Here is a 12,780-nt window from a genome sequence, read left to right as displayed (position 1 = left end):
AAAACACTCCTGCCGCATTGATCGATTTCACGATCTCGTCCACGCGAACGCTGAATTTCCAGAGAATTTTCCATGCACGCCGAAATTATCTCCGTTGGAACCGAACTTACAGCGGGGACTAAACTCGATACAAACAGTCAATGGCTGAGCCTTGAACTGGCAGAAATCGGTATTCCGGTTCTCGCACATATGACGATCGCCGACGAGCTGGACGAGATGGTCGGCGCGCTGCGGACGGCGGCCGAGAGATCCGAAATCGTGCTGATGACCGGAGGTCTGGGTCCCACACTGGACGACCTGACGCGCGATGCCCTCGCCAAATTCGCCGGCGTCGAACTGATACTGCACGAACAGTCTCTCGAATACATCAAATCCATGTTCGCCAAGCGAAATCGGCCGATGCCCGAGCGAAATGTGATGCAGGCGATGTTTCCTCACGGCAGCGACCCCCTTCCCAATCCCCGCGGGACCGCTCCCGGGATCTGGATGACATATCGACGTGCAGATGGAACCCTCTCACACATTGCGGCGATGCCAGGCGTCCCCAGTGAGATGAAGCAGATGTTCCGGCAGCAGGTTCTTCCCCGACTGGACGGAAGTGGACAAGTCATCCGCCGGGCCCGAATCAATCTTTTCGGAGTGGGGGAATCACAGGCAGAAGAAGCACTGGGCGACCTGACCGCCCGCGGACGTGACCCCGACGTCGGGATTACCGTTCACGAAGCGACGATCACTCTGCGCATCACCGCCGCCGCCAGTTCGATCGATGAGTGTCATCAGAAGATCGAGAAAACTCGCGAAATCGTGCTGAACCGTATGGGAACATTGGTCTTCGGGGTGGAAGACGAAGAACTGGAACATGCTCTTGTCCGGTTATTGAAGCTGCGCCGCGCATCGCTCTCAACGGCCGAATCGGGTACGGGGGGACTGCTGGCTCACCGACTGACCGGGGTTCCCGGGTTCGAATCGTGTTATATGGGAGGGGTCGTCGTCCCCACGAATCTCGCCAAACGAGAACTCGTTTCGGTCGACCCGATGTTGATCCGTCAGTACGGACCGATCAGTCAGGAAGTCGCGCTGGCCTGTGCCAAAGGATGTCGCCAGCGATTTGGGACACATTTCGCCCTCGCGGTGACGGAATGGCCCAACTTTGATCCGGACGATCCCCTGGCACCCTTCCCCGCATCGTTTGTCGCCCTGGCCGGTCCGAAACATTCCAAGGTCGAGAAAGTCCAGCATTTCGGCGACCCTGCGATCGCGAAAAGCAGAACGGCGAAAGTCGCGATGAATATGCTGCGCCTGTATCTGATCGAAGGCTGAAACACGGACGCGTCTGGTCGGGATCTTCGTGGCAGCTTTGTCGCCAGAATCCGCTCAACTTTGAAAACACGCGGAAAAAGTGAATCGGCTCGCTTCCGCCGTATCGCCTGAGCTATATTATGGAAGTGACCTTCGCTGATGATCAACATCAGCGACACGCTCGTGCAGATCGACACAAGGAAGAGGCCGGATGGCAACCAATCTCGGAAAAAACCTCATTTTCGGATCATTCGGAGTTGCGGGCTTCGTCGCCATTCTGGCATTGCTCGATATGATTCTCGGCGTCCCTTTCGCCAAATCCATGACGATGGACATCCTGTTCCTGCTGAGCGCGGCCATCGTGGGATATCTGGGCTGGGACGCGTTCAAGGACATGAGCTGACCTTTCACGCGATCGGAAGCCGAAAACGTACTCCCCGGTGTGTACGGGCAGCAGACAGACGCCTCAGCCCTCGACTTGAATAGCGTCAGTCTCGTATCTGGCGGTGATCACGCCCACCCACGAAAAAGAACGACATCGAGGACGTGGTGCTCGCTCTAGGCGGGCCACGTCTGAAGGCGTTTCGACGACCACGCGCAGGGCGTTTTGGTCGCACCCGCCTGACAGAAATAGACCGGCATTAAAGTCCGGCACGGAGCCCTGCTCCGGGGTCGATTGCAGCCGCCCCGGAGTTTCTTACACGCTAAAATCGATCCATCATCCCGCGCATCCTGCTGGGGGATGATGAACTTTCTCTGTCGGAAAGTGCCCGCAGCACGATCCGTTTCGAAGCAGACAGAGCTCAGTTGCTCCATTCCGCCTGGCTGTCGTTCTTCTTGACGTAACCGAGACTGCGGACGACTTCGAGAACTTCGCTCCATGTGGGGAACATCCGACCGCTCTTCCGCTTGTATTCGTCCATTGCTTTCATGAATTCGACTTCGTCGAGGGTGTAATCCCGCTCACAAGTCGTCGGATCGATCATCTTGCGGCGTTCGACCTTACGTCGCGGTGCGGCCTCGAGCGGTGCCGCGACGGTTTCCGCATCGATCTCTGAACGAGTACGACGTCCCCCCACTCGGCGATTCTGAATTCGGCGTTGGACGGCGGTGAGTTCGTTGGTTCCACGAAGACTGGTGATCATGATTCTAAACCTCCACTGATAGCGTTGGGTCGGACAATCCTTTGCTGTGAGTCGCTCCCTCGACCCGATAATTATGACCGCAACTTTTCTGTTAAAGTGGAGTGTAAAGATTGCAAAACAATGTTCATGAAAGGAAACATTGTCGCGCATCGGATGAATTCGGTTTTACCGGATTTAACGAGCGACTTTCGACTATCTTCGATCCATCACCCCGATTTTCTCACCTTTGATCGGGTCCAGACGTTCGACGTCGATGATTCGCCAGTTTCCACCCTCTTTCTGAAAGCTTAACACGCAGCGAAACGGATGGTGACCAGTGAATCCCATCACGGAAATCGTTGCATTCGCGCGAAAGTGAACTCGACCTCGAGAATTCTGATTTGTCAGTGTCGTCTTAAAATCTGTCAGCCGCAGATCGTCGCCGACCTCCACCAGAGCCATCGCCTCTTGACAGAGGAGTCTTAGCCCCGGCGCCGACGCAGCAAAATGGTCGAGTGCCGCGGGGTCGCGCCGACGGAACTGATTGCAGAGGTCGACGACCTGCAACTGCAATTTCTCTCCATCCGTCACAATCATCCGCTCGACCCCATAGACAACGCCGATCATTCCCAGCGAAACCAGAGCCAGCACCAGATACAGACTTCGCCTGTCCGAATTCCAAAGTCCCAGAAATACGATGCCTGCCACAGCGCAAATCAACATGGGAGGCCACGCATTTTCAGTAAACCACATAGCAGATCTCATTTGGGGACAGGTTGGACAGAGGGGTCAAGACATGACGCCTTGATTGTACTCATTGTCCAGAAGAGTGGAACCCCATGTCTACGTCCATGGAATGGGCTTGTTCAGCAGATTTGTGCATCGGGTCGTCGGACGTGAACTATCAGCACAAAATTTTCCTTCTACAATTTACGGTTCAAATATGGCCCTCTCTCGGGAAGCTTCTGATGACAGATGTTCGGCTCGACGTTTTTCGGATTCTGGACGCCTCGGCCAACCGCGCACGAGAGGGACTACGGGTGATCGAAGACTTTGCCCGTTTTATGCAGAATGATGAGAGGCTCTCGCGCCGTCTCAAACAGCACCGGCATGAACTGACCGGCATCCTGTCCGAACTTCCCACCTCAGCCCTGCTTTCAGCACGCGACACGGTAAACGACGTTGGAACAACGATCTCTGTTGCCACGGAATACCAGAGAACGTCGGCCGACGATGTCGTCCAGGCCGCGTTCAAACGCGTGCAGGAGGCGCTGCGAAGTCTGGAAGAATTCAGCAAAGTGGTCGATGCAAAGCTCGCCGCTCGCTTTGAACAGCTTCGCTATCAGCTTTACACGACAGAAAAGGTACATGGCGCCGATCAGGATGCCCGGCAGCGTCTGGATGATCAACGGGTTTATCTACTGATCACGGCCGCGGCTTGCGACGGCGGACCGGAAGCAGTCGTGAAAGCGGCACTGGACGGAGGCGTTCGACTCATTCAATCTCGCGAAAAATCGCTCTCGGACCGGGAATGGCTCCGGTTCGCACGACAACTGCGGGCATGGACTGCCGCAGTGGGAGCCCTGCTGGTCATTAACGACCGGCCTGATCTTGCGGTGCTTTGCGATGCCGATGGGGTTCACGTCGGACAGGAGGAATTCACAGTGGCGGAAGCCCGCACGATCGTGGGACCAGAACGGCTTGTCGGCGTGTCGACGCATTCGATCGAACAGGCCCGCCAAGCGGTCCTGGACGGAGCCGACTATCTGGGTGTGGGCCCGACCTTCCCCAGCACGACGAAGTCCTTCTCCGACTTTCCGGGTCTGACACTGGTTCGGGAAGTGAGTAAGGAGGTATCGATCCCCTGGTTCGCTATTGGCGGAATCGGAACGGGCAACGTGGCGACGGTCGTTGGTGCAGGTGCCCGGCGAGTTGCGGTCAGCAGCGCCATTTGCAGTGCCCCCTCCCCCATGGCCGCCGCTCGAGCCTTGATTGAAGCGACCGAGTCCAATTGCGAAAGACCAACTCGGACCACATCACAGCCGTGACTCGTTGGCCAGATCCGCGCGCTGCGGCGGGTTTCGGCACCGTATCCCCCCCATAACCCCTCCCTGCTCGTCAGGGATCCTGGAACGTGGTAAAAAACTGGTCCGCAACGACACGCGCATCATGCGTAGAATACACCCCAAAGCACGCCACGTTCGATGCAACATTCCCACCCCAATCTTCAATCTTCACCATGAGTAGACTCACCATCGTATTCCGCAGCCTTCTCATCGCGCCTGTACTCTGGGCGGCGCTGGCGGTTCCAGTTCTGGGTCAGAATGAATGGGAAGTGACTCCGGAATCCGAACTGGCGCTGGATCGCGGACTTGCCTGGCTGGCGAAAACGCAGGGACCTCAGGGGAATTGGGAATCGAACGATCTGGGGTTGGTTGGACTGGGAGCCCTGGCGTTTCTGTCAGCGGGACATATGCCTGGACGAGGCAAATATGGTGATAACGTCGATCGAGCACTGAAATTTGTCGTTAAGAATGCCAAACCCTCTGGCCTGCTGAATATCGCGGACGCGCAACGGGATCTTTACAACCACGGCCTTGCCGCATTCGTGCTGGGCCAGGCCTACGGAATGACTGACGACCCACAAATCGGAAAGACGCTCGAACGGGCGCTGAAGCTGATTGCAAACACACAGTGTGACGACGGAAGCTGGGACTACCGGGCGAAGCGACAGGCGCACGGGCACGATCTGAGTCTGTCTGTGATGCAGGCCAAGGCGCTGCGCAGTGCCGTCGACAGCGGATTCGAAGTTCGGAATGATGTCATCAAGCTGGCGATTCAAAGTGTTCGCGGCTACTACAAGTCCGATAACGGTGCCCGCGGCCTGGAGGAGATGGCCCGGGAAGGGGGCGGAACATTCACCTACGACGGGAATCGGGCCACGATCGCGATGTCCGCATGCGGCGTGGTCTGCCTTCAGGAATTCGGCCAGTACGACGACTGGCGCATTCCCAAGAACTTCGATTACATGACCAGAGAGATCGCTCGGCTTTCTCCGGTCAAAGGGAACGGAGAAGTTCCATTCGACGCCTATACCCTCTACTACGTAGGCCAGGCTCTGTACCAGACGGGGGGAACCCGTTGGGAAACGAACTATCCCATCCTGCGAGATCACCTGGTCAAATCTCAGGTTCGTAAACCCGAAAATCCGTCCGAAGACGGTTCGTGGCGCGACACACGCTGGGTCCACGGCAAGCCTGGTCAATTATACGGAACGGCTGTGGGCTGTTTCATTCTCGCCATCCCCAACCGGTATCTCCCGATCCTGCAGGAAGGTAAGATTGAAGGACTGGGCGATCACCTGGGGAAGGAAGCCCGCAACTGATGACCGGCTTGATTCGATGACGCGTGCACCCGTGCTGGTATCCCGACTTCTTCGTCAATGACCGGGTTAGTAAGGTGGCCATTGCGGAAGATGCGATCAACCTCAAAGAAGATTCATGCTAAGTTTTGACGCCAGTTCATATGCTCTCGCAGGAATTGCCGCGGCAGCGGGTCCTGTGCTGATTCATCTGCTGAATCGACGACGATTCAAGACGGTGAACTGGGCCGCGATGGACTTCTTGCGAGACGCTCTTGAACGGACTCGCAAAAAGCTTCATCTGCGCGATGTCCTTCTGCTGGCACTACGGATTCTGACCATCGCTCTGTTCGGACTGATGCTGGCACGTCCTTACTTCAAGGGAGCATCATCTGGCCAGGCCTGGCAAAACGCTCTGCTGGTGGCAACTTTGGTGACCACCTTCGGACTGGCCATCCACTGGGCCACATCGACTGAGGGGAAACGAAGCAGAATTGTCACAGGGGGATTACTCTTCGGCGTGCTGATTTCGGGGTTTCAGTTGTTTGGACTGTCTCAGCGAAATCTCACTTCGGGTGATTCTCGCTTCAGCAGCAGGATGCCCCTGCACGCGATCCTCGTCGTGGACAATAGTCGAAGTATGGGCGTGGAATCACTCGGCACCCGTCTGCTCGATCGCGCCAAAAGCAAAGCGAGTGAGTTCATCAATTCACTTCCGTTGGAAAGCCGGATCTCCGTCATCCCCTTAGCAGGTTCAGAGACCCCCTACACGCTGGAAGGTTACCGAAACAAAGAAGACGCAAGACGTGCACTCGACCGAATCCCGCTGGTCGATACTGAAGGAAGCATCCGGTCAGGGCTGGAACTCGCCGTCCAGGCAACTCAGCAGACGGCGGATCCCCCCGCCAAGCGAGTCGTCCTGTTCACCGACCTGCAGGAGACGGGTTGGCAGGCGACCGTCGCTCCCGAGTTGATGCAGCAGCTCACTGGCATGCAGATTGTCCAGGTCGCAACTTCCCCCGCGCGGAATGTCTGGGTCTCGGGTCTGCATGTCGAAGACGGCCTCACAAGTGCCGAAGTCCCCTGTCGGCTGCTCGCCCGACTGAATGCCAATCGCGTAGAGACCAGTTCAATCCGGGAAAGCGAGGACCCGCCGTTTCGTGTCCAGGTCAGACTGCTGATCGATGGAGTCGAAGTTGCCAGCCAGACACTCGAAGTGTCTCCCGGACAGGAACGGGAGATCGAATTCATTCACCAGTTTGAGACCACCCCCGATCCCCTGAAGCCCGAATGGACTGTTGCAACCGTCATCGCCCGGCCCGAACAACTGTCGATAGATCAACTGGCGGAAGACAACCGTCAACAGATCGTGGTACCTGTCGTCTCATCACTCCCGGTCGTCTTCGTTGATCAATTCGGTGACGATGAAAACCTGGAGCAGAACCGGATTGGTGAGACGTATGCCTTGCGACATCTGCTGGCCCCTCGCTCCAGCGTCGACAAGTTACAACAACGGCTCATTCAGACCATTCATCTGCGGGGAGATCAGATCACGCAGGAAATACTCGAAACAGCTCGACTCGTCATCATTGCGGGCGTCGAGAAACCAGATGAGTCCACAATCTCGCTGCTGCATGACTATGTCCAGCAGGGTGGGCCACTGGTTGTACTCGCGGGAGCCCACTTCGATCCGTCTGCATGGACTGAACGGGCCTGGCGATCAGGCCAGGGAATCCTTCCTGTCCCGCTTGCTGCGAGTCCCATCGGGATGACTCCAGAAGAATCGTCCCAACAAATTCGGCCGTTCTACCTCGCCTTCGAGACGATGCAGCACGACTTTTTTCTGGTGGAAGGAGAAGATCCTCAGACTCTGTCAGCCCTGTTCGATGCGACACCCTTCTTCAAAGCCGTTCAGGCGACGATGTCGCCGGATCTGTTGAGCGATCTGCTGGAGGCCGACACCCGACGATTGACCGAACGTCAGCAGTTTCTGGAAGCGTACGAAGCACGTCCCTCGTCCCGCGCGGATAACTCCGCTGTCGTCGAAGAAGCTGAAAGAACATACCGTCGCTGGGAACCATCGTGGTGGAACTGGCGGTCCCCTCTTCCGTTAGTCGATCGGACATTGGGCCCCGCGGAACTGGCCAAACGGAGCCAGCCTCGAGTGCTGGCGGCTTTCGACGGCGAGGGGATGCCCTACCTCCTTGAGCGCCGCATTGGTGCTGGCCGACTGCTCCTGTTCACCAGCGGCGTCACTTCAAACTGGAATCTGCTCAAAAGTTCCGGGGCGATGTACTTCTTTCATCGGACGTGCAGTCAATTGATGGAAGAGACGCTTCCACGTCGAAATTATCTGGCCGGGCAGAAGATCACCCTTCCCGTCGAGAGAAGTGACGAGCTTGGCTATGGGGTCATAAGGCCGTCCGGGATTCGGGAAGCCCTGTACGTCGAAGCCATCAATTCGAACGTGTCAGGTGTCACGATCCGTCGCCCGGTCCGAGCAGGGACCTATCTTGTCCAATCCGAACAAGGCGCCCATGGAGATACTTCTGCAGCGAGACTGGTGGACGAGATTCCCATCGCCGTGAACGGGGCCGAAAGTGAATCCAATCTGACGGTATTACCTGCTGCGACCCTAATGCAACAACTCGATCAGTACGAGATTCGCGTCCTCACGGCCAATGATCCGATTCGGCTGGAAGGAGGAAGCAGCCGGGGAAGAAACCTGTGGAAAGGGTTCGGCTGGTCCGTACTCGCCTGTCTGTTGTGGGAGATGTTCATTGTGGCCGGCCCCTCGCTGAAACTTCGGGGGCAGGTGGTTTCCTCATGAACTGGACAGCATTTGTTGGCAGAAGACTGGGCTACAGTGAAACCTCGACCATCGAGTCGATTCGGATTTCTTTCGGCTCTGCCTGGGCTCATCCCTGGCCCGGTCTGGTGGTGCTGGGATGTCTCGGCCTGTCTGTCTTCACGTTCTGGTTCTACTTGCAGTGGCAGACCCACGCACAGCGGCCTGCCCGTCTGGGACTCGCGGTCCTCCGATCACTGATTCTGTCGCTGGTTCTGCTGATCGTCGCAGACCCTACGCTGGAACTGGCTCTGGTCAGTCTCCCCAAGCCGGTCCTATGGTTTCTGCTGGACGGCAGTGACAGCATGTCGATCGCCGACGAGCTTCCCGAAGCCGAGCGTTCGAGCCTGGCGACCGCAGTCGATCTCGAGGGCTACCGATCACAGCACCCTTCTCAATCTGGCAGCGACCGCCTCTCACGAGCTGACTACACCCGTGCCTGGCTGCACAAAGCGGATCACAATCTGATTGATCGATTGTCTGATTCGTATCGCCTCCGCTTCTTCAGCTTTGGCGAAACAGACGGGATTCGGATTCTGAGCTTTGACGAAACAACCTCGCAGCCCAACCGTTTTGCAGCCTGGCAGACAACAGGTCGTACCACGCCTCTGGGAGACGCCTTCGAGGAACTGGCACGACAACATGCCTCCGACAATGTCTCGGCAGTCGTCGTCGTCAGTGACTTCGGACAAAACTCCGGTACTTCACCACTGGAGGCCGCAAAGAAACTGGGGGTTCCGATCTTTACCGTCGGCGTCGGTCCGGTCACCGCGGTCGATCTCAGTCTCGACCTGATCGTTCCACAGACGATCAAGAAGGCCGAATCATCGACAATCAGTGTGACAGTAAGACAGCGTGAACTCGAGAACACTCCGGTCTCCGTTCAGGTTTATGCTCATCAAGCCGGAGCAGCGACGGAAAGCGAACAGCACCGGATCCCGATTAGCGAACGCAAACTGACCCTTGCGGAAGGAATGACTCAGCTCGAATTTCCCTTCACTCCAGACGTGACGGGACGGTTCGTCGTCACGGCGGAAGTCGAGCCCGTCGAAGGGGAAGTCGTCACCGAAAACAATCGAGCCACGCGTGAAGTCAGCATCATTGACGACTTTCTGCGGCTGATGTTCGTCGAGTATGAACCAACGTGGGAGTGGCGTTTTGTCAAAGAAATCTTTCACCGTGACAAACTGGTCGGAACCCGCGGCTTTCGGACATTCCTCAGATCGGCCGATCCCGTGGTCCGGGAAACGAATGAACTGTTCCTTCCAAACCTCACCCTTCCCCGCAGTCAGTTCTTCGAGAACGACGTGATCTTCCTCGGAGATATGCCGGCGTCCACCTTAAGCGAACGATTCTGTGAAATGACACGGGAATTTGTCAGCCAGTTCGGCGGTGGGCTGGTTGTCATCGCAGGGCCCCGGTTTGGACCGGGCCAACTGGCTGAAACCGCTTTGGCGGACATGCTGCCCGTTGTCGTCGATGGCGATCTCAGGCGGCGGGACGACCAGGAATTTCACCTCAACCTCACCCCGATTGCGGGGCAGTTCGACTTCATGCGCATGGGCACGTCCAGTGATGATCCCCTGAAGGGTTGGAACAACCTCGGCAAACTTCCCTGGTATCAGCCGGTGCGACGAGTCGAGGCGCGCGGAACGCAAGTTCTTGCCGAACACCCGCTGGACAAGTGCAGCGACGCACGGACTCCTCAACCCCTGATCGCTATTCGCCAGTACGGCCGGGGCGAAGTCGTCTATATCGCCTTCAATGAGATGTGGCGACTTCGGCGGTTACGGGGCGAGGAATTCTACCGCCAGTTCTGGGGCCAATTGATTCACAGACTGGGCCTCGGCCACGCACTCGGCAGTCACAAGCGGTTTGTCGTCAGAACGGACAAGAAACAATATCGTCCTGAGGAACAGGTCAGGATCACCGTCGAGGCTTACGACAAAGAGTTCCGCCCCCTCGACGAAAAAGAGATTCCGGAACGGCGATTGTGTACAGAGTGGATCCAGCCTCAAGAGGACGCCGAGGGGAATCGAACGCAGATCGTGGGAATTCCCCCGCTTCGGCCCGGTATCTTTGAGACGCGACTTCCCGTCACCAGTACGGGAGAATACCGCGTGCGCGTCACCGATCCCGTCACAGGTGACATCACCGAGATCAACTTCGACGTGGCGAATCAGTCAATTGAACGACAAAGCCCGATCCGAAATGCCCTGCTTCAGAAAAATCTCGCAGCAGAAACCGGTGGGAAAGACTACGACCTGAGAGATGTCGATCGATTCATCGAAGACTACCACCCTGTCCGTCAGAAAGAGATCAGTCTGGAGATCATCCCGCTGTGGACCAACTGGTTCACGTTTGGGCTGGTCCTTGTACTCCTGCTGGCGGAATGGCTGGTGCGCAAACTGGTGAATCTGGCCTGATCATGCAAACGAAGCTCCCCCATCTTCGATCGCAGCTGAATCTGCTCCGGCGGAAACGAAGTCTCGTGCGCCAATCCCAGGCCGCCTGCAGCCTGCTGACATTCACCCTGCTGCTGATCTGGTTCACTTTCGCAGGCGACTGGCTCTTTCGATTCTCGGCCCAGTCACGGTTCGTCATCTTGATCGGGATTCTGGTGGCCATCGGGTGGGGGATAAAAAAATGGATCGCGCCGCTGCTCTCTCATCGCGAGTCGCTGGAAGAGGTCGCTCTGATCGTCGAGCAGCAACATCACATCGACAACGATCTGGTCGCCGCTTTGCAGTTTGATCAGCCCCAATCCCGTTCGTGGGGTTCGACACGACTGACAAGCGCTGTGGTCGATTACGTGGCCGAATTCAGTCGCTCGCTGAATGTGCTCGAGGGATTTTCCTACCAGAAGCTCCCACGGCGACTGCTCGAACTGGGTGCGGCAGTCCTGCTGGTGACGGGAACCATTCTGGCCGTCCCTCAACATACGGCAGCATTCTGGAACAGGTTGCTGCTGGGTGATGCACGCTATCCCACGCGAACACAGATTCAATCCCTCTCGGTAAATGGGGAAGACGTCCCCGTGTTTTATCGCGGCAAGACTCACCAGCAACAGATTCCCTTTGGTGTTCCCATCGTTGTCAGAGCCCGCTGCGAGGGGGCCGTTCCGACAGTCGGATATGCGACGCTGCAGGGGCTGCGGAATGACGCGGTCAATCGCATCGAGCTACGTCCTGTTCCCAACATGCCGGGCGACTTCCAGGGAGAACTCTCGTACCTGACCGAGTCTCTACGGATGCGTATTGAAATCGGTGACGCGACTTCTGACCCTGGCGAAATCACCATCATCCCCCTGCCACTCGTTGATGTGACATGGAATGTGGTCCCCCCGACCTATGCCGCCGCAACACTCAAACAGGATGACATGGAAGGAAGTTCGCGGCAGATTGCGGTGCTGGACGGATCTCAGGCTCGACTGAAACTGGTCTGCCTGAACAAGAAACTCCGTTCGGCTCGACTGACGACAGGCGACACCACGTACGATCTGGTTGCTACCGGAAACATTCCTTCGGGCAGGGTGAGTTGGTCATTGCCGCCGAATACTCCCTTCGAGAACATTCGCGACTCACTCAAGTATGAAATCCAGGTGACAGATTACGATGGCCTGTCTCTCGAAAGCCCTGTTGCAGGCCAGATTCGACTGAAGTCGGATCGTCCACCCCGTATTGCCGCAACTGCCGTGACGCGGCACGTCCTTCCTTCGGCACAGCCGACACTCGACTACGTCGCCGTCGACGACTTTGGTATTGCCACCGTCACAGCCAGCATTCAAATTTCGCGTGCCAGAGGGGAATCGTCGAAGCATGACCTGCCCCTCAAACGGATCGAAGACCAGGACCAACCGCAACACAATCTGCGAGATCAGGTCCGCATTCCCCTTTCTGCGTATGAACTGGTCAAGGGAGATGACGTCAAAGTCTCGCTGCGAGTCAGCGACTGGCGGGGGGCCCTTCCCGGCCAATCGGCGGAAACGGAGCCGGTCCAGTTCAGCGTGACGGACTTGAGCGGTATCCTGACACAGACCGGCGAAGAAGATCGAAAATCTGCGAAACAGCTCGAGGAAATCCTGCAGCGCGAACTGGGGATCAGTGATGAGAAAAAATAGCTCGACGATCTTTATGGACCAGTTCATT

At 57.0% G+C, this 12,780-nt stretch carries 9 protein-coding genes; 7 read left to right on the top strand and 2 right to left on the bottom strand.

Going from position 1 to position 12,780, the window contains the following annotated elements:
* Nucleotides 1-72 precede the first annotated feature (72 nt).
* Nucleotides 73-1,320, top strand: coding sequence for a CinA family nicotinamide mononucleotide deamidase-related protein (locus ACGY09_RS20005; RefSeq protein WP_397569148.1), 1,248 nt, complete (start codon nt 73-75; stop codon nt 1,318-1,320).
* A 190-nt stretch (nt 1,321-1,510) separates the two neighbouring features.
* Entirely contained in the window at nt 1,511-1,702 is a 192-nt protein-coding gene (locus ACGY09_RS20000; protein ID WP_373653201.1) for a hypothetical protein, read from the top strand.
* A gap of 400 nt (nt 1,703-2,102) precedes the next feature.
* On the opposite strand, the gene ACGY09_RS19995 is transcribed toward ACGY09_RS20000, so the two are convergent.
* Nucleotides 2,103-2,444, bottom strand: coding sequence for a hypothetical protein (locus tag ACGY09_RS19995; protein WP_397569147.1), 342 nt, complete (start codon nt 2,442-2,444; stop codon nt 2,103-2,105).
* 192 nt (nt 2,445-2,636) lie between these two features.
* Nucleotides 2,637-3,176 carry a hypothetical protein gene (locus ACGY09_RS19990; protein ID WP_373653203.1) on the bottom strand — a complete coding sequence of 180 codons (540 nt, stop codon included), beginning with the start codon at nt 3,174-3,176 and terminating at the stop codon, nt 2,637-2,639.
* A 215-nt stretch (nt 3,177-3,391) separates the two neighbouring features.
* Between ACGY09_RS19990 and ACGY09_RS19985 the strand changes: the two genes are divergently transcribed.
* The 5 genes from ACGY09_RS19985 to ACGY09_RS19965 all read left to right on the top strand — a co-directional run bounded on the left by ACGY09_RS19985 (nt 3,392) and on the right by ACGY09_RS19965 (nt 12,752).
* Nucleotides 3,392-4,471 carry a thiamine phosphate synthase gene (locus tag ACGY09_RS19985; RefSeq protein ID WP_397569146.1) on the top strand — a complete coding sequence of 360 codons (1,080 nt, stop codon included), beginning with the start codon at nt 3,392-3,394 and terminating at the stop codon, nt 4,469-4,471.
* A 191-nt stretch (nt 4,472-4,662) separates the two neighbouring features.
* Complete coding sequence (locus tag ACGY09_RS19980; protein ID WP_397569145.1) at nt 4,663-5,808, top strand: squalene--hopene cyclase; 1,146 nt, start codon at nt 4,663-4,665, stop codon at nt 5,806-5,808.
* Between the two features lie 115 nt (nt 5,809-5,923).
* Nucleotides 5,924-8,614, top strand: a complete 2,691-nt coding sequence (locus tag ACGY09_RS19975) for a BatA domain-containing protein (protein WP_397569144.1) — start codon at nt 5,924-5,926, stop codon at nt 8,612-8,614.
* Entirely contained in the window at nt 8,611-11,058 is a 2,448-nt protein-coding gene (locus ACGY09_RS19970; protein ID WP_397569143.1) for a hypothetical protein, read from the top strand. The genes ACGY09_RS19975 and ACGY09_RS19970 overlap by 4 nt, the downstream gene beginning before the upstream one ends.
* 65 nt (nt 11,059-11,123) lie before the next feature.
* A complete protein-coding gene (locus tag ACGY09_RS19965) occupies nt 11,124-12,752 on the top strand; it encodes a hypothetical protein (protein WP_397569142.1) in 1,629 nt (542 codons plus the stop codon).
* Nucleotides 12,753-12,780 lie beyond the last annotated feature (28 nt).

It is taken from the genome of Schlesneria sphaerica (assembly GCF_044336245.1).
GTDB classification, from domain to species: Bacteria; Planctomycetota; Planctomycetia; order Planctomycetales; family Planctomycetaceae; genus Schlesneria; species Schlesneria sphaerica.
Note: the sequence above shows the minus strand (reverse complement) of the source record. Positions and strands in the feature narration are given on the sequence as shown.